General features: G+C 66.8%; 21 protein-coding genes and 1 pseudogene. 14 read left to right on the forward strand and 8 right to left on the reverse strand.

The genetic code is table 11. From position 1 onward, the window contains the following. The first annotated feature begins 57 nt into the window (after window positions 1-57). Window positions 58-2,163, forward strand: a complete 2,106-nt coding sequence (locus Q9293_RS16155) for a molybdopterin cofactor-binding domain-containing protein (RefSeq protein WP_306248305.1) — start codon at window positions 58-60, stop codon at window positions 2,161-2,163. 16 nt (window positions 2,164-2,179) lie between these two features. On the opposite strand, the gene Q9293_RS16160 is transcribed toward Q9293_RS16155, so the two are convergent. Beyond that, on the reverse strand, window positions 2,180-2,824 hold the full coding sequence (locus Q9293_RS16160; RefSeq protein ID WP_306248307.1) for an alpha/beta hydrolase: 645 nt from the start codon (window positions 2,822-2,824) through the stop codon (window positions 2,180-2,182). A gap of 22 nt (window positions 2,825-2,846) precedes the next feature. Continuing rightward, window positions 2,847-3,284: a Holliday junction resolvase RuvX gene (ruvX, locus tag Q9293_RS16165; protein ID WP_306248309.1), complete on the reverse strand. Its 438-nt coding sequence runs from the start codon at window positions 3,282-3,284 to the stop codon at window positions 2,847-2,849. A 17-nt stretch (window positions 3,285-3,301) separates the two neighbouring features. Here ruvX and Q9293_RS16170 point away from each other — a divergent pair, with 17 nt between their 5' ends. Further along, complete coding sequence (locus tag Q9293_RS16170; protein WP_306248310.1) at window positions 3,302-3,781, forward strand: methylated-DNA--[protein]-cysteine S-methyltransferase; 480 nt, start codon at window positions 3,302-3,304, stop codon at window positions 3,779-3,781. Here Q9293_RS16170 and Q9293_RS16175 read toward each other — a convergent pair. Then, window positions 3,768-4,427 carry an NAD(P)H-binding protein gene (locus Q9293_RS16175; RefSeq protein ID WP_306248312.1) on the reverse strand — a complete coding sequence of 220 codons (660 nt, stop codon included), beginning with the start codon at window positions 4,425-4,427 and terminating at the stop codon, window positions 3,768-3,770. The genes Q9293_RS16170 and Q9293_RS16175 overlap by 14 nt on opposite strands. Then, complete coding sequence (locus Q9293_RS16180; protein ID WP_306248313.1) at window positions 4,424-5,527, reverse strand: MBL fold metallo-hydrolase; 1,104 nt, start codon at window positions 5,525-5,527, stop codon at window positions 4,424-4,426. Before Q9293_RS16180 ends, Q9293_RS16175 begins: the two co-directional genes overlap by 4 nt. A gap of 91 nt (window positions 5,528-5,618) precedes the next feature. On the opposite strand from Q9293_RS16180, the gene Q9293_RS16185 reads away from it, so the two are divergent. Then, on the forward strand, window positions 5,619-6,200 hold the full coding sequence (locus tag Q9293_RS16185; protein ID WP_306248314.1) for a TetR/AcrR family transcriptional regulator: 582 nt from the start codon (window positions 5,619-5,621) through the stop codon (window positions 6,198-6,200). 29 nt (window positions 6,201-6,229) lie between these two features. Then, on the forward strand, window positions 6,230-7,144 hold the full coding sequence (murB, locus tag Q9293_RS16190) for a UDP-N-acetylmuramate dehydrogenase (protein WP_306248315.1): 915 nt from the start codon (window positions 6,230-6,232) through the stop codon (window positions 7,142-7,144). A gap of 61 nt (window positions 7,145-7,205) precedes the next feature. Here the strand turns inward: murB and Q9293_RS16195 are convergent, their stop codons facing one another. Both Q9293_RS16195 and Q9293_RS16200 read right to left on the reverse strand, forming a co-directional pair. After that, window positions 7,206-7,598: a YciI family protein gene (locus Q9293_RS16195; protein ID WP_306248317.1), complete on the reverse strand. Its 393-nt coding sequence runs from the start codon at window positions 7,596-7,598 to the stop codon at window positions 7,206-7,208. A 77-nt stretch (window positions 7,599-7,675) separates the two neighbouring features. Further along, a complete protein-coding gene (locus tag Q9293_RS16200) occupies window positions 7,676-8,923 on the reverse strand; it encodes an RNA polymerase sigma factor (RefSeq protein ID WP_306248318.1) in 1,248 nt (415 codons plus the stop codon). A 65-nt stretch (window positions 8,924-8,988) separates the two neighbouring features. On the opposite strand from Q9293_RS16200, the gene Q9293_RS16205 reads away from it, so the two are divergent. The 9 genes from Q9293_RS16205 (at window position 8,989) to Q9293_RS16245 (ending at window position 19,214) form a co-directional block, all read left to right on the forward strand. Then, window positions 8,989-9,777: a cell division protein FtsQ/DivIB gene (locus tag Q9293_RS16205; protein ID WP_306248319.1), complete on the forward strand. Its 789-nt coding sequence runs from the start codon at window positions 8,989-8,991 to the stop codon at window positions 9,775-9,777. Between the two features lie 93 nt (window positions 9,778-9,870). Further along, on the forward strand, window positions 9,871-11,085 hold the full coding sequence (ftsA, locus tag Q9293_RS16210; RefSeq protein WP_306248320.1) for a cell division protein FtsA: 1,215 nt from the start codon (window positions 9,871-9,873) through the stop codon (window positions 11,083-11,085). Window positions 11,086-11,107: 22 nt separating this feature from the next. Continuing rightward, a complete protein-coding gene (locus Q9293_RS16215; RefSeq protein WP_306248321.1) occupies window positions 11,108-11,491 on the forward strand; it encodes a GxxExxY protein in 384 nt (127 codons plus the stop codon). Between the two features lie 110 nt (window positions 11,492-11,601). Beyond that, window positions 11,602-12,861, forward strand: a complete 1,260-nt coding sequence (gene ftsZ, locus Q9293_RS16220; RefSeq protein ID WP_306248322.1) for a cell division protein FtsZ — start codon at window positions 11,602-11,604, stop codon at window positions 12,859-12,861. A gap of 33 nt (window positions 12,862-12,894) precedes the next feature. Then, a complete protein-coding gene (locus Q9293_RS16225) occupies window positions 12,895-17,136 on the forward strand; it encodes an amylo-alpha-1,6-glucosidase (protein ID WP_306248324.1) in 4,242 nt (1,413 codons plus the stop codon). Window positions 17,137-17,255: 119 nt separating this feature from the next. Beyond that, on the forward strand, window positions 17,256-17,513 hold the full coding sequence (locus Q9293_RS16230; RefSeq protein ID WP_306248326.1) for a GlsB/YeaQ/YmgE family stress response membrane protein: 258 nt from the start codon (window positions 17,256-17,258) through the stop codon (window positions 17,511-17,513). Window positions 17,514-17,622: 109 nt separating this feature from the next. Continuing rightward, complete coding sequence (locus tag Q9293_RS16235) at window positions 17,623-18,027, forward strand: YidB family protein (protein ID WP_306248327.1); 405 nt, start codon at window positions 17,623-17,625, stop codon at window positions 18,025-18,027. 99 nt (window positions 18,028-18,126) lie between these two features. Continuing rightward, window positions 18,127-18,417 carry an Ada metal-binding domain-containing protein gene (locus Q9293_RS16240; protein WP_306248329.1) on the forward strand — a complete coding sequence of 97 codons (291 nt, stop codon included), beginning with the start codon at window positions 18,127-18,129 and terminating at the stop codon, window positions 18,415-18,417. A 140-nt stretch (window positions 18,418-18,557) separates the two neighbouring features. After that, complete coding sequence (locus Q9293_RS16245; RefSeq protein WP_306248331.1) at window positions 18,558-19,214, forward strand: nitroreductase family protein; 657 nt, start codon at window positions 18,558-18,560, stop codon at window positions 19,212-19,214. 25 nt (window positions 19,215-19,239) lie between these two features. Here the strand turns inward: Q9293_RS16245 and Q9293_RS16250 are convergent, their stop codons facing one another. Continuing rightward, a complete protein-coding gene (locus Q9293_RS16250; protein WP_306248333.1) occupies window positions 19,240-19,581 on the reverse strand; it encodes a DUF86 domain-containing protein in 342 nt (113 codons plus the stop codon). Further along, window positions 19,571-19,825, reverse strand: a complete 255-nt coding sequence (locus Q9293_RS16255; RefSeq protein ID WP_306248335.1) for a nucleotidyltransferase family protein — start codon at window positions 19,823-19,825, stop codon at window positions 19,571-19,573. The genes Q9293_RS16250 and Q9293_RS16255 overlap by 11 nt, the downstream gene beginning before the upstream one ends. 156 nt (window positions 19,826-19,981) lie before the next feature. Here Q9293_RS16255 and glgB point away from each other — a divergent pair. Next, window positions 19,982-21,886 (forward strand): annotated as a pseudogene (gene glgB, locus Q9293_RS16260) (1,4-alpha-glucan branching protein GlgB); the annotation flags it as partial.

The raw sequence follows: 21,886 nt of genomic DNA on the forward strand, positions 1-21,886 counted from the left end.
GCAGAGGGCCACGGGCCGAAGGCCCGCCCCGAAGGGGTTGGGCACAGGAGGTGCCCAATGAACCGCCGCGACTTCCTCAAAACCACCGGCGCCGCCACTCTAGGCGCAGGCCTGCTCATCACCTTCCCCATCACCGCGCAGGAACCCGAGAAGATCCCCAACGAAGTGCCTGAGTATCCGAAGGACTTCAACGCCTACCTCAAGATCAGCCCCGATGGCCGCGTGGGCTGCTTCGTGGGCAAGATCGAAATGGGCCAGGGCAACATGACGGCCCTGGCCATGCTCACGGCCGAAGAACTCGACGTGCCGCTCGATCAGGTGGACATGCTCATGGGCGACACGGATCTCTGCCCATGGGATGGCGGCACCTGGGGCTCTCTGAGCATCTGGCAGTTCGGCCCCGTGCTTCGCGGTGCCGCCGCTGAAGCGAAGGCCGTGCTGCTGCAGCTGGCCTCCGACAAGCTGGGCATCGCGCCGGATCGCCTGCAGGTGAAAGCGGGCGTGGTATCTGCCGTCAGCGACGCCACGAAGCGGGTGTCCTACGGTGAGCTGGTGCAGGGGAAACGGATCGAGCGTCACCTCGCCCACGTGAAGGTGAAACCGGTGTCTGAGTTCACCCTGGTGGGCAAGGATGCGCCCCGCAAGGATGCGCGGCTCAAGGTGAGCGGCGCCGCCCAGTACACCGCCGACATCATGCCTGCGGGCCTGCTGCACGCCTGCATCCTGCGCCCCCCCGCCCACGGCGCCAAGCTGCTTGCGGCCGATGCCTCCGCCGCCGAGAGGCTGCCCGGCGTGAAGGTCATCCAGATCGGCGAACTGGTGGCCACCCTCCATGCGCGCAGCGATCAGGCGCGCGAAGCCCTGAGTCACATCAAGGCCAAGTTCTCGCCCTCGCCTTCCACCCTGGACGACCAGAGCATCCACCAGCATCTGCTCAAAGCCGCGCCACCCGCGAAGGAGCTGGCGGCCAGGGGTTCCCTGGCCACAGGAGAAGCCCAGTCCGTTCATCGGGTGGAGGCCACCTACCGCGACGGCTACGTGGCCCACGCGCCCATGGAGCCGCATTCGGCGGTCGCCCAATGGGAGCGGGGCAAGCTCACCGTCTGGGCCTCCACCCAGGCCCCCTTCCTGCTGCGCAGCCAACTGGCCAAGGCCCAGGGCCTGAGCGCCCGGAATGTCCGCGTCATCACGCCCTTCCTGGGCGGCGGCTTCGGCGGCAAGGGCTCCTGCCCCCAGGCCATGGAAGCTGCCCGCCTGGCCAAGATCGCCGGTTGCCCCGTGCAGGTGACCTTGAACCGCCAGGAGGAGTTCTTTCTCGACAGCTTCCGCCCCGCGGGCATCGTCAAGATCCGCTCGGGCCTCGACAAGCACGGCCGGATCACCTTCTGGGAACACCAGGTCACCAGCGCCGGGGAATCCGAAGCGGAAACCATGTACGACATCCCCCATCAGCGCATCACGTCCGCGGGCACCTGGATGGGCGGCGGGCCTGCGGGCTACCACCCCTTCGCCATCGGCGCCTGGCGGGCCCCGGCGGCCAACACCAATGTGTTCGCCAAGGAATCCCACATGGATGCCCTCGCTGCCAAGGCAGGCGTGGATCCGGTCGAATTCCGCCTGCGGCACCTGAAGGATCCGCGCGTCATCGCCGCGCTGCAGGTGGCCGAGAAGGCCTTCGGCTGGACGCGCAAACCCGGGCCCACAGGCCGCGGCTTCGGCGTGGCCTGCGCCAACCACCGCGACACCATCGTGGCGGCCATGGCCGAAGTGGCCGTCGACAAGGCCACCGGCGCCGTGAAGGTGAAACGCGTGGTCATGGCCCAGGACATGGGCGTGGTGGTGAATCCCGATGGCGCGCGCCAGCAGGTGGAAGGCTGCGTGGTGATGGGCCTGGGCTACGGTCTGATGGAGGAAGTGAAGTTCAAGAGCGGCCAGGTGCTCAGCGAGAACTTCGACACCTACCAGCTGCCGCGCTTCTCGGACATGCCCACCATCGAGACCATCCTCATTCCCAACCCAGGCCTGGCCGCCCAGGGCGGCGGCGAACCCGCCATCGTCGTCATGGGCGCCCTCCTCGCCAACGCCATCCACGATGCCATCGGTGTTCGGATGCTGCAGATGCCCATGACACCGGAGCGGATCAAGGCGGCGCTGAAGGGCTGACCCACCCCACGGAAGCTCAGCTCTGGATGGCTTCGAGGAAACGTCCGGCGGCGATCAGGAATTCCGGTGCCCAGGCATGGCCGCCCTCGAAGCGGACCACCTCGGGTTTGACGCCGCGATTGGCCAGGGTCGCGAGATCCTGGTCAAGCTGTGCGGCCGTGTAGAAGGGATCCTCTTCCCCCCGCCCAAGCAGGATGCGAGGCAGCTGGAGATCCGCAGCCTCGGCCACATCCATGGGCAGGTCCCCGCCCAGCACCATCAGCCCCTCACACGGGCCGCAGTGCGCAACGGCACGCCAGGCCATGGCGGCCCCTTGCGAGAACCCCGCGTACACGAGGCGCCCATTTCCCTGACTCACCCGCAGCTCGGCCAGCACCCGCCGCACGTAGGCCACGTTGTCCAGGATGGCCTGTTCGCGGTCCTGTCGGGTCATCCAGGAAGCCACCACCTCCTGGGACTTCGGGCTGTAGAATCGGTGCAGGGCCTGGATCGCCACCCGAGTCCAGCGCTCCGCCCCAGGAATGCCGCGCAGGTCCTCCAGCAGCTGCTCGGCGTTCTGCCCATAGCCATGGAAGCCCACCAGCAGCGGGGCGCCCACCCCCGCTGACGCCACCAGGTAGCGCCCCTGAATGGTGGTGGAAAGGGTGCGGATCTCGCTCATGGCCACGCCTCGAATCTGCGGATCAATCCAACTGGGCCGCGGGGATTCCCTGGGCACGCCGCGCTTCCAGCAGTTCGCTGAGGATCACCGCCGCCGCCGCCGCATCAAGCATGGCCTTGCGCTTCTCGGGTTTGACACCCCGTTCGCGCAGGAGGCGCTCAGCCTCAGCGCTGCTCAAGTGTTCGTTCACGAAGCGGAGGGGCAGGCCCGTGCGGGCAGCCAGATCTTCGCCGAAGGCCCGCGCCGCCGGAGCCGTGGCGCTTTCAGCACCATCTTTGTGGCGCGGCAAGCCCACGGCCAGGGCCTGCACCCCCTCGTCCTTGCAGAGCCGGGCCAGCCTCATGAGGGTGCGCTCATCGTCCTGGGGCCACACTTCGAAGGGCGACGAAAGGATCTCCAGCTCGTCGGAAAAGGCGAGACCGATCTTCTTCGTTCCGTGGTCGATGGCGAGCCAGCGCATCCTGCCATCCTAGCGGCATGGCGCCCCATTCCCTCAGCTTCGCCACTGCCCTGGGCCGGGTTCATCTGGCCTGGACGCCTGAAGGCATCTGCGCCCTGCGCTTTCTCGATGGCATCCCGCAGGAGGAGGCCAAGGCGGCGCCCATGTGGGTTCTGAATGCCGTGCGGCGTCTTGGCGCGCACCTGGCCGGAACGCCCCAGAACCTCAGTGACATCCCCCTGGATCTGGCGGGCCTGACGCCCTTCCAGAGGCGGGTGGCCGAAGTGCTTCGCGGCACCCAGCCGGGCCAAACCCTCAGCTACGGCGAGGTGGCGCTGCTGGCGGGACGGCCTGGCGCCGCGCGAGCCGTGGGTCAGGCTGTGAAGGCCAATCCCATCCTCATCCTGGTGCCCTGCCACCGGGTGGTGGCCGCGAACGGGCCAGGAGGCTGGAGCGCCTTCGGCACGCCGGAGCGCAAGGCCCGCCTGCTGGAACTGGAATCGCTCACAGCCGATTGATGTCGCGCATCTCCAGCACCGCCTGCGGTGCCCCATGCAGGCCGGCACGAATCATGGCCCTGCCCAGCTGTTCGGTGGTGGTGAGGCTGTCCGGCGAGAACACTTTCAGCAGCGGCAGGAAGGGGCCCAGCACCACGTAGAGGGCCCGGTACAGCGGCGTGCGCGAGCGAATGCCATGCAGGGGCCGGATGGCGCCAGGACGGAATAGGTAGACCGCCTTGAAGGGCAGGCGCCGCAGCGCATTCTCGATCTGCCCTTTCACCCGGGCCCACATGACGCGGCCCGTCTCGCTGCTGTCGGCCCCGGCGCCGGAGATGTAGCCGAAGGTCATGGCGGGGTTCACACGGCAAAGCGTGGTCGCCGCCGCGAGGGGGAGATCGTAGGTCACACGCCGGTAGGCGGCTTCACTCAGGCCTGCCGAGGACACGCCCAAGCAAAAGAAGCAGGCATCGAGCCCGCGGAGCTGATCTTCGATGGCCGTGAAATCGAGGAAATCTTCGTGCATGATTTCCACCAGTTTGGGATGAGCTGTGCCGGAGGGCCGCCGCACCACGGAACGCACTTCGCTGATCTCAGGATCGAGCAGGCACTCCCGCAGCACCCCCTGCCCGATCATGCCCGTGGCGCCGAACAGCAGGACCTTCATGACACACCTCGCACATCCAACTGGGGATGGAGCCCATCCAGGGTGGCGCGGATGGGCACCTCGGCGCCGGTTTTCCAGGGCAGGGTCGGCCACCAACGCTCGAGCGGCGGCAGCGTGGCGGGCTCGAAACCCTGGCCCGGTCGCGGCACTGCCACGGTGGCGCCAGCCTCGTGCGCCGCCACCAGCACCCGCTCGATGGGTTCGGTCCAACCGTGGGCCGCCAGATCGAACAGCCCCCAATGGACTGGCATGAGCACCCGCCCCTGCACCATGGCGTGGGCCTGCACGGCCTGCTCGGGCCCCAGATGCCAGTCCGGCCAGGCCTGGCCGTAGGCCCCGGCTTCGATCAGGGTGAGGTCGAAGGGGCCGAGGCGCGCTCCGATATCAGCCAAGCCAGAGAACATGCCGGTGTCGCCCGAGTAGTACGCGCGGTGGCGGGGACCGGCGAGGGCGAAGCCGCCCCAGAGCGTGCGGTCCTTGTCTAGCAAGGTGCGGCCGGAGGCATGGCGGGCGGGCGTGCAGGTGATCTCCAGGCTGAGCACGCGGGTGCTTTCCCACCAGTCCAACTCAGTGACGCGGGAAGCGGGGACACCCCAATCCACGAGGCGCGCCCCCACGCCCAAGGGCACGATGAACCGCGTATCCCAATGGCGGATGCGGCGAAGGGTGCTGCGGTCGAGATGATCGTAGTGATCATGGGAGATCACCACGGCCTGGGGCACCGGCAGTTCCTCCAGGTCGATCAGAGGCGCGAAGAAGCGCTTGGGCCCAGCCCAGCGAAAGGGTGAAGCCCGCTTGCCCCACACGGGATCCGTGAGCACGCGGATGCCATTGATCTCCAGATACACGGTGGAGTGCCCCAGCCAGGTGGCCCGGAGGCCCGAGGCCGAATCCGTGGCCAGGTCCCTGGCGCTGGGCCGGAGCACCGGAAGCGGCTGCTTGGGCGTCGAATTCGCATCGCGGCGCAGGATGCTGGCGAGGGCGCCGAGGTAGTCGTTCCAGAGGGGCTGGGGATTGAGGAACCGCCCAGCCTTCCCCCGGGTGGCACCGGGAAGCGGGGTCCTCGACTTGATTTCGGCCTGCTCCGCAGGAATCGACATAGGTGTCTCCCAGACAATAATTTGACGTTTGGACGAATTTCGTCAAGAAGCCAGTATTGACATTCGGACATTTTTTGTCAACATCCTCTTCATGCGGGAAGCGAAAAAAGCCAAGGTGCTCGAGGCCGCCCAGGCCTCCTTCCTTCGTTACGGCTACCGTCGCGTCACCATGGGCGACATCGCCTCGGCGGCGGGCCTTTCCCGCCCCGCCCTGTACCTGCATTTCTGCAACAAGGAGAACATCTTCGAGGCCGTTCTCCGCGCCTTCATGGCCCGGGCCATCGAGGAAGTGCGCGCGGGCCTGCAGGGACACAGTTCCGTGGAGGATCAGCTCCGCTTCGCCTTCGAGGTATGGGCCGTGCGCCCCTTCGGCCTCCTCACGGCCACGCCGGATGCCAAGGAGCTCATCGACTGCCGCTTCGAATTTGCACGGGAGGCCATCGATCAGGGTGCCCAGGCCTTCGAGGCGGAACTGGCCACCATCCTCGCGCCTTTGCTGGCCCAGACAGCCTCCTCCGGGACTGGGCCTCAGGATGTGGCCCGCATCCTCACCCGCGCCGTCCAGGGCTTCAAGCAGACCGCCACCTCACCGGAAGATCTAAGGGCCCTGATCCACGGCCTGTTGAACCTGGTGCTTCCCTCCCTGGCAGCGGGCCGCGCTCAGGGCGCCTGAGCGCCGTCCAGTCATCCATACTGGTTTCGATGACGCGCCCCCTGCCCGATGCCCTGCTGCAGGTCCCCCACCGCCGGGACGTGCCCTTCTCGAAACTCACGACGCTGGGTGTGGGTGGGCTTTGCCACTGGCTGTTCGAGCCCACCACGGAAGCGGAGGCCCAGACCTTCGTGCGCGCCTGCGCCCAGGAGGGCCTGCCCTGGCGGGTGCTCGGGGGCGGCTCCAACCTGGTGGTGCTGGGCGATGTGACCACGCCGGTGCTGCGCCTGGCCCTGCCCAAGACGGTGCAGCGCGAGGGCAACACCCTCTGCGCCACCGCCAGCCACGGCCACATCGCCCTGGCCGAAGCCGCGGCGACCATCGGCCTGTCGGGCCTGGAATTCGCCAGCGGCATTCCCGGCTCCCTGGGTGGCGCCATCCGCATGAACGCCGGAGCCTACGGCCGCGAGTGGGTGGAGGTGCTGGCCCGCTACCGCTTCCTCACGCCAGAAGGCGACCTGGTGGAAAAGGCGCCTGAGCCTGGCGAGTTCCGCTACCGCTGGAGTTTCCTCACCGGAGGCCGGGTGATTCTTTCGGCCACGGCAGCGCTGGCCGAAGGCGATCCCGCGGGCATCCGCGCCCGGGTGGCGGAGTTCCGCGGGAAGCGTGGCACCAGCCAGCCCCTCTCCAAGCGCAACGCCGGTTGCATCTTCAAGAACCCGCCCGGCCAGAGCGCCGGCCGCCTCATCGACCAGGCGGGCCTCAAGGGCCTGCGCATCGGCGATGCGGAGGTGAGCCCCGAGCACGCCAACTTCCTGGTGAATCATGGCAAGGCCACCGCCGCCGAGTTCGCCGAGCTGATGGCCCGGGTTCAGGCGGCGGTGGCAGAGCGCTGGGGTGTGGCCCTAGAGCCGGAAGTGGAGATCTGGCGGGATGATCCGGATGGATCGTCCTCCGGTCACTAGGCTTCCCGCCCACCCCAGGTGAATGCTTGCCGTTGAATAGACGGTTTCAGGAAGGCCGCACCTATTTGGATGCAGCCCGCCGTGCCTGGCTTTCACGGATCACCTGATCCAGGTCCGCCGCTGGCCGGACCTCCCAGGGGCCCATCTTCACGCCGGGATGATTTGAGATGAGATGGATGGCGTGGTTGAGATCCCGGGCTTCCAGAATCAGGAGGCCGCCCAGCAGTTCCTTGGTCTCGGCATAGGGACCGTCGGTGACGGAGACCTTGCCGTCCTGATAGCGCACCATGGCCGCCGTGTCGGGCCCTTGAAGGCCTTCGCCACCGACCCAGTGGCCATCCCTTTTGAGGGTTTCGTCGTAGGCGAAGCAGGCGTCCACCATGGCGTTCTGTTCCGCCTGGGGAAGCTTCAGCCACTGCTCGACATCGAGGTATCCGAAGCAGATGTATTTCATGCAGGACTCCTTTGGGATGGGATGAAGGTTGCCTTCAACCCTAGTCGTTCGGAAGGCCCCGTTTTCGACAGGGCTCCTCACCTTTTTCCGAGCTCCGCCAGCCGTTTTTCGAGAAACCGCCGCTCCGGCTCCTGCCGCGCCCATTGAAGGGCCCGTTGGTAGGAGCCCCGGGCCTCCTCCGTTCGGCCCAGGCGGCGGCAAAGGTCCGCGTGAACCGCATGGGCCAGGTGGTACGCCTCCAGGCCAGGCCTGGCCATCAGGGCCTCCGTGAGCTTCAACCCGGCCTCCGGACCATCCCGCATGGCCACCGCCACCGCCCGGTTGAGATCCACCACCGGGGAAGGGGTGAGTCGGGCCAGCAGGGTGTAGAGCCCAACGATCCGATTCCAATCCGTGCTTGCGGCACTCATGGCCTCAGCGTGGGTTGCGGCGATGGCGGCCTGAAGCGCATAGGGCCCTACCTGGCGCGAGGCCAGGGCCCGATTCGCCCATGCGCGGCCCTCAGCCACCCTCGCCGCATCCCACAAAGAGCGGTCCTGAGCCTCCAACAGCACAAGCTCGCCCTGGGATCCGGTTCGCGCGGCGCCCCGGGCACCCTGCAGCAGCATGAGGGCCAAGAGACCCATGACCTCAGGTTCCGGCAACAACTCCAGGAGCAATCGGCCCAGGCGGATGGCCTCTTCCGACAGGTCCGGGCGCGTCACGGTGGCCCCCGAGGAGGCTGAGTATCCCTCATTGAACACGAGGTAGACCACCTGCAGCACGGCACCCAACCGCTGCGGCAGATGCTCGCGGCCTGGAACCTCGTAGGGAAGGCGCGCCTCCCGGATTCTGGCCTTCGCCCGGACAATCCTTTGCGCCAGGGCGGAAGGAGCGACCAGGAAGGCGCGGGCGATGGCTTCGGTGGTGAGGCCGCAGACCTCCCGCAACGTCAGCGCAGTGGCGGCTTCCAGAGGCAGGACGGGGTGGCAGCATGTGAAGATGAGCCGGAGACGGTCATCCTCCAAGGTTTCATCCAATCCATTGGGCTGGTCTTCCGTGGGCAGATCCACCACGGCCTCGAGAGGCGCCAGGAAACGTGCGGCTCGGCGCAGCCGGTCGATGGCCTTGAACCGGCCTGTGGATACCAGCCAGGCCCGGGGCTGATCCGGCACGCCATCCTTCGGCCAGGCTTCCAGGGCAGCGGCGAAGGCGTCATGCAGGCCATCTTCCGCCAGATCAAAATCCCCGAGCAGCCGGATGAGGGAGGCGAGAATCCGGCGCGACTCCGACTGGAAGAGGGCCTCCACCACCTGCGTAACGCCTTCGGTGCGGGTCGCGGTCATGCGGGCATCCTCCCATGAAGGCCCGGAGTCGGCCACCCGGCCCCGCAGGCGTTAGACTGGCAACCATGGCCATGCTTCCCCGAACCCGCCCCAAACGCCCCTGGATGCCCTGGGCGCGAGCAGGCATCACCCTCGCGGTGATCGGCGCCGCGGGCTGGGGCCTCATGGAGCTGGGAACCCGCTACCTGGGCCTGCAGAAACTGGTCATTGAACAGGTGAACGTGAGCGGCTGCCGGGGTGAACGGCAGGCCGAGATCCAGAAGCTGGCCGAACAACTGGTCCTGGGCAAGCCCCTGTTCTGGGTGGATGCCGAGGAGCTTCGCGCGCGCATCGAAGCCAAGCGCTGGGTGCGGGGCCTCCAGATTCGCAAGGACCCACCAGACCGTCTGAGCCTCGCCATCGAGGAGCGACGGCCCGTGCTCTGGCTGGTGCGCAGCAACGGCGTGTTCCTGGTGTCCGACGACGGCGTGCTGCTGGATCGCGTCAATCCTGCCAACTTAAACCCCATTCCCGTGGTGGTGGATCCCTCCAGCCAGACAGATCAGGGATTGGCCCGGTTAGTTAGTGCTGCGCGCATACTCCGGGAAAAACAGCAGGGCTTTTACGAACGCATTACAGAGCTTCGAGACAGCCCAAAGGGGCCTGTGGCCTACATCGAAGGGCTTAGCGCGCCTATTTTTCTTTCTCGCCAAGATGTGACGAAAAACGTTCCTAATTTTCAAGGACTCTTCGTGGATCGCCTCTCCCAGCGGCCGGATCTGGCCCGGCTCCGCTACGTGGACCTGCGTTGGGATGACGAAGTCGCCGTGGGCGAACCTGAGGACGCCCCCGCCCCGGCAAAGCCGCCACGCTGAACTGCGCCAGAACAAATCGCGGTTTTCCCCGCCGGGAATTCTCGATTTCCCGGGGGAAACTGGTATAAACCTAGAGCAAGGAAAAGGACTTTCATGCAGCAGCGCGCCGTACTTCTGGGACTCGACCTTGGGGCAAGCAAGGTGGTGGCGGTGGTGGCCGTCCAGGAGGAAGACGGGACCCTCAATGTGACCGGCACCGGCCAGGCTTCGCCGCAGGGGGGCATGACCCAGGGCCAGATCACCGACATGGACCTCAGCACCCGGGCCATTGTGCGGGCCGTGGAAGAGGCCATGAACACCGCGGGCCAGGCCAAAGTGGATGGCATCCGCGTGGCCGTGGACGGCATCCAGTTCAAGGGTGAGAACCTCCGCGATTCCATCACCATCAGCAGCGGCGACAAGATCATCACGGCCTCCGACCGCGACCGCGTGCTGGAGCAGGCCACCAACAGCTGCAAGCTGGCGAAGGAGGAGCTGGTCCTCCACCGCATCCCCCAGATCTTCCACATCAAGGGCCAGCGCGACATCCGGAACCCCGTGGGCATGTTTGGCGAAACCCTGGAGGCCGAGGTCCGCATCGTCGTGGCCCCCAGCCCCGTGATCATGAACATCCAGCTGGCGCTGAAGAACGCCGGCCTGCACGGCGCGGATCTGATGTATTCGCCGCTCGCGAGTGCCGAGGCCGTGCTGAGCCGTGAGGACCGAGAGAACGGCGCGGTGGTGGTCGACATCGGCGAACAGCTCACGCACCTGGGCATCTTCCTCCACGGCACCCTGTTCCATTCCGCCGTCATTCCCATCGGCGGCGCCCACTTCACCCGCGATCTGGAAATCACCAAGCATCTGGGAGGCATTGCGGCTTCGGAACGCATCAAGATGCGCTTCGGCACGGTGCTGCCCAGCCACGTGCCCGCGGAAGAATCCATCGAGCTGGAAGAAGAGGGCCGCCTGGTCTCCCGGCGCGAGATCGCCGAAGTGCTGCAGGCCCGCGCCGCCGAGCTGCTCAACCTGGTGCTCGCCGAAATGGGCCGCACGGGCCTCATGCACGAGATCCATGGCGGCGTGCACCTGGTGGGTGGCGGCGCCCTGCTGACGCACCTGCCCATCCTGGCCCAGACCCTGCTGGGCCGACCCCGCGTGGTGCTGGGCCGCATCCAGGGCGTGATGGGCCTGCCGCAGGCCACCGGCAACCCCTTCTTCGTGAACGCCCTGGGGGCCGTCAAGTCCCTCTCCCGTGACATGAGCGAAGTGCGCGGCAAGACCGACCGCGGCGATGGTTTCCTCGGCCGTTTCAAGAAGCTGTTCTAAAACAACACCACGGAGACACGGAGTGCACGGAGAACTGATTCACGGAGAGATCACGGAGAAGGTGCTGGGGGCCGCCATCGAGGTCCACAAGCACTTGGGCCCGGGTCTCCTTGAATCGACTTACGAAGCCTGCCTCTGTCACGAGCTCGAAATTCGCGGACTCTCCTTCCAGCGCCAGCTCCAGCTTCCCCTCGATTACAAAGGCCTTCGAGTGGATGCCGCGTTCCGCCTGGATCTGGTGGTCGAAGGCAAAATCATCGTCGAGCTAAAAAGCCAGGCTGGCGTCCTTCCTGTCCATGAAGCTCAACTGATGACTTACATGAAGCTCGCGGGTATGCGTGTGGGGCTCCTCTTGAACTTCAATGTCACCACCATGAAAGACGGCATCATCCGCCGAGTTCTCTAATATTCTTTTCGATTTTCTCCGTTCTTTTCTCAGTGCCCTCCTCCGTGTTCTCCGTGTCTCCGTGGTGAATCTTGTCCTCTGAATTGCCTCTATCCCCTTCGGGAGCCCCGATGTCCGAGACCCCCTTCCTGCCCTGCCCCCACAGCCTGCCTGGCGCCAACATCAAGGTGCTCGGCGTGGGTGGCGCGGGCTGCAACGCCATCAACCGCATGATTGAAAGCGGCGTCACCGGCGTGCAGTTCATCGCCATGAACACCGATCAGCAGAGCCTCGCCCAGAGCAAGGCCCACTTGAAGTTGCCTCTGGGGCCCCAGAGCAGCCGTGGCTTGGGCGCCGGCGGCAGCGCCGAGCGTGGCGCCGTGGCGGCAGAGGAAAGCAGGGAGGAAGTGCTGGCGGCCCTGCAGGGTGCCGACATGATCTTCATCACCGCCGGCATGGGCGGCGGCACGGGCACCGGTGCGGCTCCCGTGTTGGCCAGCTACGCCCGCGAGCTGGGCGCTCTCACGGTGGCCGTGGTCATCACGCCATTCGCCTGGGAGGGCCGCAAGAAGGGCGATCTGGCCCTCTCCGGCCTCGGCAACCTGCGCGACACCGCCGACACAGTGATCGTCGTCAGCAACGAGCGCCTCAAGAACGTCTGCGATGCCCGCGTCACCATGAAGGAGGCCTTCCGCGTGGCGGACGGTGTGCTCATCCAGGGCGTGCGCGGCATCGCTGATCTCATCCTCAAGCCCGGCATCATCAACGGTGATTTTGCGGACGTGGAAGCCGTGCTGCGCAATGGCGGCGAGGCCCTCATCGGCACCGGTGCGGGTCGCGGCGAAGAGGCCGTCATGGATGCCCTGCGCAAAGCCCTGGCCTGCCCGCTGCTGGAGCGCGCCCAGAGCGGCGCCGCGGCCAACGTCATGGTGTCCATCACCGCCGACTGGGAAGTGATGGAGGCCTCGGCCATCGAGACGGCCATGAACTACCTGCAGGATCACTACAGCGGACGGCCCGACATCAAGGCCTGCACCGTGGAAGGCGAGGGCATGGAAGATCGCGTGCTGGTGACCGTACTGGCCAGCGGCTTCGACCAGGAGGAGCGCCTCGAGGAAGAGCGCCGGATCAGCCTCCATCTGGGCTCGGCCAGCGACGGCCCCCACATGACCTACGCTTCCGCCGCGGCCATTCAGTCCCAGCCCCTGCCCCCCAACGTGGTGAGCGGCCGGGTCTACGGCGAAGTCCCCGCCGGGGAGCAGCAGGGCCCCACGCCCACGCGGCTGCTGCCCCAGGCGCCCACGCCCAGCGGCGAGCTGGCCGGCGGCGCGGATGACCTGCACGTGCCCGCCATCATGCGGCTGGGCCAAGGACGGCTGCCCATCGAGTAGTCCCTCGCCGCACCCGGCGATTGAAGGGCCTTCATGTCCATGCCCGAGATGACCCCGCCCCCCGGCACCCCGCTCCTCCGCTTCGTGGGCGACCGGATGGTTTTCACCCTCGGCCAACCCGATCTCACGGCGGCGGGCTGGCGCGGCTTCCTGCGCACCAACCTCACCCGCGGCAAGCGCAGCCGCGAAGAGACCCTGGCCCTGCTCGGGGAAGGCTCCGGCGATCCCGGGGGCTCCGCCTGGCGCGACATCCCGCTGCAAGAAACGGCACAGGGATGGAGCCTCGACCTGGCCCTGACAGAGCCTGGCTACTTCTCCGCCAAGGCCTACTGCGTAGATCCCCAGGGGCGCCAGCACTGGCCCATGGGCGGAAACGTCGATCTCGCCATCCACCCCAGCCATCTGCGCACGGCCAACACCATCTACTGCGCCTTCCCCCGCATGTTCGGCGGCGCGGCCGCGCGGCAGCGGCCCGATCTGGCCGAGGCCGTGGCAGCGCTGGATGCTTCCGGCTACGCCGTGATTCCCCCGTCGGGGCGCCTGCGGGACCTCACGGCCGCCGTGCCTCACATCATGGATCGCCTGGGCAGCCGCATTTTGCATTTGCTTCCCGTGGGCCCCGTACCCACCACCTTCGCCCGCATGGGTCGCTTCGGCAGCCCCTACGCCCAGCTCGATCTCACGGCCATCGATCCCGCCCTGGTGGAGCTCGACCGCCGCACCACCGCCGTGGAGCAGTTCCGGGAATTGACAGCGGCTGTCCACCAACGGCAGGGACAGGTCTTCCTCGACATCCTGGTCAACCACACGGGTTGGGGCTCGCGGCTGCTGGAGCACCGGCCGGACTGGTTCCAACGCAACGCGGACGGCACCTTTCACAGCCCCGGCGCCTGGGGCACCACCTGGGAGGATCTGGTGGAGCTGGATCACGGCAGCCCCGCCCTCTGGGATACGGTGGCCCGGGCCCTGCTGGTCTGGTGCAGCCGCGGCGTGGATGGCTTCCGCTGCGATGCAGGCTACATGGTGCCCCTGCCCGCCTGGCAGTACATCACCGCCAAGGTGCACCAGGCCTATCCCGATACGGTGTTCCTCCTCGAGGGACTGGGAGGAGCCTGGGAAGCCACGGAGGCCCTCATCACCCAGGGCGGCATGCAGTGGGCCTACTCTGAGCTCTTCCAGAACCACCACCCCATCGAGGTGGCGCACTACTTGGATCACTGCCTGCGCCAGGGACAGCGCACGGGCCTGCTGGTGCACTACAGCGAGACCCACGACAACCTGCGTCTGGCCGCGCGAGGCGCGACCTGGTCCCTGCTGCGCAACCGCCTCTGCGCCTTGGCGGGCCAGAGTGGTGGCTTCGCCTTCACCTCAGGTGTGGAATGGTTGGCCACGGAAAAGGTGGACGTGCATGAGGCCCGCGATCTGGCCTGGGGCGCCACGCCGAACCTCGTGGAGGAACTGGCGGCGCTGAATCGCCTGATTTCCGACCACCCGTGTTTCTTCGACGGCGCGGAGGTGCTCCGCCTCAGTGCGGACGATGCCTCCGTGCTGGCCCTGCAGCGGACTTCTGCCGAGGGCCTCGACCAGGTACTCGTGCTGGTCAACCTCGACATAGAGAAAGCCCAGTGCTGCCAACTCACTGCGGCACCCTGGGCCCCGGGCACCGAAGCCATCCTCGACTTGCTGGGACAACCGCTCCCCGAATTGCAGGCCAAGTCCGGGGATGGATGCGCTTGGCTGCTGCCCCCGGGAGCCAGCTACTGCCTGTCCGCCCATGCTGCGCCCCAGGGCCTCGCGGGCGAGGCCTACCGCCACGCCCGCGCCCAGGCTGCCTGGGCCTTGGAAGGCCTTGCTGCCATGCACCCGGCAGAAGCGTTAGGTCCCGCCGATTGGCGCGCCCTGGCTCAGCGGGCGGGCCGTGATCCGGAAGCCTTCCTGGCGGCCCTGTCCCGGATCGATACGGCCCTGATGCGGTGCGATCTGCTGGCAGCGCTGGACGCCGCGTTGGCCTCACCGGGCTTTCCCCGCGTGACGAGCTGGCGGGCCGAGGAGGCACGCCGGGTGAGCCTGGTGGCGCCGGACCACTGGCTGCTGGTGCGCGATGCCGCCCCCTTCACGCTCACCCTGAGCCTGCCGGAACAAAGTGATCTCCACCTGCGCAGCGTGCCCATGGATGAGGGCTTCGCTGCAGCCATTCCACCACTGGCCATGCGCCAGGGTGAGGCGACTTTGCGCCTGCAGCAGCACCGAGAGGGCGCAGTGCCCCTGCAGGTGAGCCTCCAATTTCTTCCCGCTACGCCACCCCTGCCCTGCCCTGGGCGCGAAGGGCTGGCGCTGCTCACCAATGGCCGCGGCGGCATGGTGCGCCTTCACGGCGACTTGGGAGCGGTCGCCTCCAAGTACGATTGCCTGCTGGCCGCGAACCTTCACCCCACGGCGCCTTCGGACCGGCACGTGCTGGCCAAGCGGCTGCGGGCCTGGGTGAACGCCGATGGTTTCATCACAGCGCTGGACGGCCACAACCTCCTGAGCTTCGAGGGTGGCCCCAAGGCCAAGTGGACCTTCCTGGCCAGCGCCGGGGACGGGCGACGGGTGGAAGTGCGCCTGGAAGCGCACATGCCCGAGGACGAGAACGCGGTGCTCTTGCGCTGGACCCGCCCCGCCAACGAAGGCGCGGAGTCGGAGCTGCCTTCGCAGCATTCCGTGCGTGTGACCGTCCGCCTGGACCTGGAGGATCGCTCCTTCCATGGTGAAACCCGGTTGGACGAGGGCCTGGAAAGCCACTTCCTGGCCTCCACCGAGACGCTGGAAACCCGCATGGGGTTCCGCTTCGCCCCGGGTGCGGAGCGCCACCTGGAAGCCTGGGTGGAGGGCGGCACCTACCACCCCCAACCAGAAGCCTGCCGGGGCATCGCCCATCCCATCGAAGCCACCCGCGGGCTGGCAGCCTCCGGCGATGCCTGGAGCCCCGGCTGGTTTGATCTGCCCCTGACGCCCGGATCGGACCTCCGCATGGTGGTTCATGCCGAAGCGAAGGAGCCGCAATCCTTCGAGTTCCCGGAAACCACGAGCGCCCACGACTTGCCCAGCCGACTGGAAGTGGCGCTGCAGGCCTTCCTGGCCCGACGCGAGGACGGCCTCACGGTCATCGCCGGGTACCCCTGGTTCCTGGATTGGGGCCGGGACACGCTCATTGCCTGCCGGGGCCTCCTGGCTGCGGATCGCGCCGAGGACGCGGGCCTCATCCTCCGCACCTTCGCCGCTCTGGAATTGGAGGGCACCCTCCCCAACATGCTGGGCGCCGAGCACACAGGCGACCGCGACACCTCGGACGCCCCGCTCTGGCTGGCGGTGGCCTGCGAGGAGGCGGCCGATCACCTGGGCACCGCCTTCTTCCATTCCAAAGCCGGTGACCGCAGCGTTCTGGAGGTGCTGACCTCACTCGGGGAACACCTTCGCCGCGGCGCTCGCAACGGTGTCCGCATGGATCCGGAATCGGCCCTGCTCTGGAGCCCGGCCCACTTCACCTGGATGGACACCCGCTACCCCATGGGCTCGCCCCGGGAGGGCTACCCGGTGGAGATCCAGGCCCTGTGGATCCGCCTACTGAACCTGCTGGAGCGCCTCTGCGCCCCCAGCGACGGCGAGCCCTGGTCGGCCACCGCCGCCCGGGCCACGGCCTCCCTCGAGGCCTTCTGGCTGCCCGAGCGGAGCTGGTTCGCGGACCTGCTGGTGGCGGCGCCGAACATTCCGGCCCGGCAGGCCCAGCCTGCGGATCACCTGCGCCCCAATCAGCTGTTCCTGGTGGCCCTGGGGCTGGTGACCGGCGAGCGCGCCCGCAGCACCGTGGCCGCCTGCGCCCGCCATTTGCTGGTGCCCGGGGCGCTGCGCAGTCTGGCGCCGATCCCCGTTGCGGTACCATTGCCCATTCCCGCGCCCTGGGGCGGCACGCTCAACGATCCGACGCGGCCCTACCAGGGGCGCTACGAAGGCGACGAGGACACCCGGCGCAAACCCGCCTACCACAACGGCACGGCCTGGGTCTGGCAGCTGCCCCTGCTCTGCGAAGCCCTGGACCTGGCCTGGGATGGGGATCCTGCGGCCAGGGCCACGGCCCGGGCCTGGCTGGGTTCCCTGGCGCCGCTGTTGGAGGAAGGCTGCCTGGGCCAGTTGCCGGAAATCCTGGATGGCGACGCGCCGCACACCCCGCGGGGCTGTGATGCCCAGGCCTGGAGTGTCAGTGAGGCTCTGCGCGTGTGGAAGCTGCTGGACTGAGTCTCACGCAGAGCACCGCCTCGTCATCGGTTTATTCCAAACATTCTGAGGAAATGTAAGGAATTTAAGCCATAAGCTCCGGGTACCTTCATGGGAACCAACCACCCTGGGAGTGCACCGTGATCCATCTCATCTGGACATTCATTCTGGGCATCATCGTCGGGCTCGTGGCCCGGTGGATCCTTCCGGGCGCCGACCACATGGGCTTGTTCATGACGGGCCTCGTGGGCGTCGCGGGTTCCTTCGCCGGGCACTTTCTGGCCAAGGCCATCGGGCTCGAAGCGGATGGAAAGCCCAACGGCCGCTTCTTCAGCGCCCTCATCAGTGTCGGTGGCGCGGTGCTGTTGCTTCTGATCCTCCGCTTCTTCCACCACTGAACAGACAGCCCCTTTGGACATGGACTGTCCAGGTTCCGTTGATTCAGAGCCGTACACCCCCAACCCATCTGGCCGGATTTCCTGGCCGCTGCGCGAAAAGGAGGGTCCCATGGGCCTCTTCGATCTGGCTGGACAACTCCTGGGCCAAGGCCAAGGGGATGATTCCAAATCCCAACTGCTGCAGGCCGCCCTCGGTTTGATTCAAAACCACCCCGGTGGCCTCCAGGGACTCCTCGGCAAGTTTCAGGAAAGCGGCTTGGGAGACCATGTGGCCTCGTGGGTGGGCACCGGCGAGAACCTGCCCATCCAAGGCGAGCATGTGGAGCAGGCCCTGGGCGGTGAGCAGCTGGCCGCTCTTGCTCAACAGGCGGGAGTGCCTGCGGAACAAGCCAGCGGCAGCCTTGCGGCCCTCCTTCCGGACCTGATCAACCACCTCACCCCCCATGGGCAGGTTCCCCAGGAGGCGGCCCTGCCGGAGGGCCTCGGCGGGCTGCTCGGCAAACTGATGAGCTGACCGACTGACCCCCAGAACCACCAAACGACACCATGCCGTGGAAGATCTCCTTCCGCGGTTGCCACCCCATGAGTCGTCTTATCCACCAAGGAGAACGCCATGAAACGCCTGCTCATCACCCTGCTGGTCCTGGGATCCACCGCCTTGGCCCAGGCTCCCGCCCCAGCCAAGAAGGCCGGTCCTGCACCAGCCCCCACCGCCAAAACGGAGGCCAAGCCCGCCCCCGCGCCAGCCGCTGGCGGCTATGTGGGCAACAAGGATTCCAAAGTGCTGCACAAGGCCGATTGCAAGCAGGGCGCCAGCATGAAGGCCGCCAACCGGGTGCCGTTCACGAGCAAGGCCGAAGCCGAGAAGGCCGGCTACAAGGCATGCAAGGTCTGCAAACCCTGAGGTCGGCCTAAGCGGAGCCACCGAATCACGCCAAGGCGTCTTTCCATGGCCAAGACATCTACCCTGGGTAAGAATGGGCGGGTGCCTCGCGGAATCAGGCCCTCCAGCCGACCCGTGATGGCCCCCGGAGGTACCCCCCGATGCCCCTGCCCACGGTCCCCTACCACGTCGATGCCCTCAGCGATCAGGAGCACCTGGCCCAGGCCCGGTGTTTCTACGAGCTGGTGAATCAGCGCCGCACCGTGCGCGAGTTCAGCGACCGGCCCATCCCCGAGGGCGTGCTGGAGCAGTGCCTGCTGGCGGCGGGCACCGCGCCCAGTGGGGCCCACAAACAGCCCTGGCGCTTTGTGGTGGTGCGCGATCCCGCCATCAAGAAGGCCATCCGCGAAGCCGCCGAAAAGGAAGAACACGACAACTACGACTGGCGCATGAGCGAGGCCTGGAAGCGCGATCTGGAACCCCTGGGCACGGATGAGCACAAGCCCTTCCTGGAAATCGCGCCCGCTCTCGTGGTGGTCATGGCCCTCAAGCACGGCGATGCGGGCCCGGAGGCCATGCACTACTACGTGCAGGAGAGCGTCGGCATCGCCACGGGCATGCTCATCTCCGCCATCCACGCCGCGGGCCTGGCCACCCTCACCCACACGCCCAGCCCCATGGGCTTCCTGCAGAAGGTGCTGAACCGTCCCAGCCACGAGCGCCCCTTCGTGCTGCTGCCCGTGGGCTACCCCGCCGAAGGCTGCCAGGTGCCCGATCTGCACCGCAAGAGCCTGGACGAAATCAGCGTCTGGGTCTGAGCAGGCCCTCAGCTTTCACCAACCCTCATCCAAGCCCAGCAAGCAGCGTGCGAACCGCTTCCTCTAAGGGCACCAGTTTGGTGGTGAGGATGTCCCAGACAATTTCCTCATCTACTCCAAAATAGGCGTGGGCCAGGAAATCCCGGAATCCTGCGATGTTCTTCCAAGCCACTTGCGGGTGCAGCGAGGTCAGCTCACTGGGCAAGTGCTTGACGGCTTCGCCAAGGATTTCCAAATTGCGCAGCGTGGCGTCCAAGGTGCGCCAATCCTCCTGGAACTGCTCGAATGCCACTCCTTCATTGAGAATCCGCACCCGCCGAATGGCCTCCAGAATGTCCGCCAGATAGAGCCTGGGATCACGCGACATCAAGCAGATCCTTTTCGACCATGGCTCTCAAAGCAGGTCGGAGGCTCCTGGCTGTGGCCAAGTCCACGCGTGCATCTAACAGGTTCTCCAGCGCCGCCTTCAATCCCATGAAGCCATCCAGCGTGGCAGGCCCCGCGAACTCGACCAGGATATCCACGTCCGAATCCGGATGGGCCTCGCCCCGGGATACGCTCCCGAACAAGGCCAGGCGCGCCACGGCGAAGTGGGCTTTGAGATCTGGCAAGGCTTCATGCAAGCGCAAGAAAGTGGTCTCTCGATCCATGGTTTCGACTCTCCCGCGAGTATAAGGCACCCTCTCTGGGCAACCAAACGAGCGAAAGGAAGGAACTGGTGAATACAACCGCACCAAGGCCCCCTCCGCACCCTAGAATGACCCATGGAACCGCCCCGTCCCACCTCGACCCTTGGCGATCTGGATCTGCACCTGCTGGGCGAGGGCACGCATTTGCGGGCCTATGACAAGTTGGGCGCCCATCCCCGAACTGTGGATGGCGTGGCGGGTGTGGGCTTTGCCGTATGGGCGCCCAATGCGCGATCCGTGAGTGTGGTGGGCGATTTCAACGGCTGGGATGGCCGCGCCCATCCCATGGCCCAGGTGGGGCCCAACGGTTTCTGGGAGGTTTTCGTACCGGGTCTGGTGCCGGGAATGCTCTACAAGTTCGAGCTGCACGGCCCCAATGGCCGCCTGCTGCCGCTCAAGGCCGATCCCTACGCCTTCCGCTGCGAACGCGCCCCGGGCACCGCTTCCATCATCCACGGCATCCAGCCCCATGCCTGGGGGGATGGCGCGTGGCTGGAGCGGCGCCGGAACACCCAGCCCCACCAGGCGCCCATCAGCATCTACGAGCTGCACCTGGGCTCTTGGCGGCGGCGGCCCGACGGCAGCTTCATGAGCTACCAGGAGATCGCCGCTGACCTGGCGCCCTATGCCAGCTGGCTGGGTTTCACCCATGTGCAGCTGCTGCCGGTGACGGAACACCCCTTTGATCCCTCTTGGGGCTACCAGCCCCTGGGCCTCTTTGCGCCCACGAGCCGCTTCGGCGGGCCCGAGGATTTCAAGGCCTTCGTGGACACGCTGCACCAGGCGGGCCTGGGCGTCATCCTCGACTGGGTGCCGGCCCACTTCCCCGAGGATGACCATGGCCTCGGCACCTTCGATGGCACCCACCTCTACGAGCATGCCGATCCGCGCCAGGGGCGCCACATGGATTGGGGCACGCTGATCTACAACTACGGCCGGGTGGAGGTGCAGAACTACCTCATCTCCAACGCGCTGTTCTGGCTGGATCAGTTCCACATCGATGGGCTCCGCGTCGACGCCGTGGCCTCCATGCTCTACCTCGACTACAGCCGCGAACCGGGCCAGTGGATTCCCAACCGCGACGGCGGACGCGAGAACCTAGAAGCCGTGGCCTTCCTGCGGCGCCTGAACGAAACGGTGTACGCGCAGTTCCCGGATGCCTTCACGGTGGCGGAGGAATCCACCGCCTGGTCCGGCGTGTCGCGGCCCACGGACCGGGGTGGCCTGGGTTTCGGTTTCAAGTGGGACATGGGCTGGATGCACGACACCCTGCGCTACCTGGGCGAGGGCATGATGGCCCGCCCCCACCACCACGACGGCATCACCTTTTCGATGCTGTACCACGATGCCGAGAACTACGTGTTGCCGCTCTCCCACGACGAGGTGGTGCATGGCAAGCGCAGCCTCTACGGCCGCATGCCCGGCGACGCCTGGGAGCGCATGGCGAACCTGCGCCTGCTCTACGCATGGCTCTTCGCCCATGGCGGCAAGAAGCTGCTCTTCATGGGTGGCGAGTTCGCCCAGGGCCGGGAATGGAACCACGACACGGCCCTGGACTGGGACCTGCTCAACCAGCCTGCCCACAAGGGCGTTCACGACCTCCTGCGGGACCTGAACGACCTCTACCGCCGCTATCCCGCCATGCACGAGGGGGACTGCCATCCGGGAGGCTTCGCCTGGGTCGACTGCGGTGACCGCTTCAACAGCGTGCTCACGCTGCTACGCCGGGCCAACGACCCCGAAGATTTTGTGGCCATCGCCTTCAATTTCACTGCCCTGCCCCAGCGCGGGTACCGCATCGGCGTACCCTCAGCAGGAACGTACGTGGAATTGCTCAACACCGATTCCACCTATTACGGGGGACACAACGAAGGCAACACGGGCCGCATTCAGACGGAAGCCATTCCCGCTCACGGCTTCCCCCAATCCTTGAACCTCACCCTGCCGCCCCTGGCAGCGCTTTTCCTCAAACCCGAAGCGTAG

Origin of the sequence: Geothrix sp. PMB-07, assembly GCF_030758935.1 — a bacterium.
Taxonomy (GTDB): Bacteria; Acidobacteriota; Holophagae; order Holophagales; family Holophagaceae; genus Geothrix.

Coding starts and splice junctions, on each gene's coding strand:
- Q9293_RS16205 (WP_306248319.1), top strand. CDS start 8,989: ATGGCCATGCTTCCCCGAACCCGCCCCAAACGCCCCTGGATGCCCTGG.
- Q9293_RS16155 (WP_306248305.1), top strand. CDS start 58: ATGAACCGCCGCGACTTCCTCAAAACCACCGGCGCCGCCACTCTAGGC.
- Q9293_RS16195 (WP_306248317.1), bottom strand. CDS start 7,598: ATGAAATACATCTGCTTCGGATACCTCGATGTCGAGCAGTGGCTGAAG.
- Q9293_RS16250 (WP_306248333.1), bottom strand. CDS start 19,581: ATGTCGCGTGATCCCAGGCTCTATCTGGCGGACATTCTGGAGGCCATT.
- ftsA (WP_306248320.1), top strand. CDS start 9,871: ATGCAGCAGCGCGCCGTACTTCTGGGACTCGACCTTGGGGCAAGCAAG.
- Q9293_RS16185 (WP_306248314.1), top strand. CDS start 5,619: ATGCGGGAAGCGAAAAAAGCCAAGGTGCTCGAGGCCGCCCAGGCCTCC.
- Q9293_RS16245 (WP_306248331.1), top strand. CDS start 18,558: ATGCCCCTGCCCACGGTCCCCTACCACGTCGATGCCCTCAGCGATCAG.
- Q9293_RS16200 (WP_306248318.1), bottom strand. CDS start 8,923: ATGACCGCGACCCGCACCGAAGGCGTTACGCAGGTGGTGGAGGCCCTC.
- murB (WP_306248315.1), top strand. CDS start 6,230: ATGACGCGCCCCCTGCCCGATGCCCTGCTGCAGGTCCCCCACCGCCGG.
- Q9293_RS16180 (WP_306248313.1), bottom strand. CDS start 5,527: ATGTCGATTCCTGCGGAGCAGGCCGAAATCAAGTCGAGGACCCCGCTT.
- Q9293_RS16175 (WP_306248312.1), bottom strand. CDS start 4,427: ATGAAGGTCCTGCTGTTCGGCGCCACGGGCATGATCGGGCAGGGGGTG.
- ftsZ (WP_306248322.1), top strand. CDS start 11,602: ATGTCCGAGACCCCCTTCCTGCCCTGCCCCCACAGCCTGCCTGGCGCC.
- Q9293_RS16160 (WP_306248307.1), bottom strand. CDS start 2,824: ATGAGCGAGATCCGCACCCTTTCCACCACCATTCAGGGGCGCTACCTG.
- Q9293_RS16225 (WP_306248324.1), top strand. CDS start 12,895: ATGTCCATGCCCGAGATGACCCCGCCCCCCGGCACCCCGCTCCTCCGC.
- Q9293_RS16170 (WP_306248310.1), top strand. CDS start 3,302: ATGGCGCCCCATTCCCTCAGCTTCGCCACTGCCCTGGGCCGGGTTCAT.
- Q9293_RS16240 (WP_306248329.1), top strand. CDS start 18,127: ATGAAACGCCTGCTCATCACCCTGCTGGTCCTGGGATCCACCGCCTTG.
- ruvX (WP_306248309.1), bottom strand. CDS start 3,284: ATGCGCTGGCTCGCCATCGACCACGGAACGAAGAAGATCGGTCTCGCC.
- Q9293_RS16235 (WP_306248327.1), top strand. CDS start 17,623: ATGGGCCTCTTCGATCTGGCTGGACAACTCCTGGGCCAAGGCCAAGGG.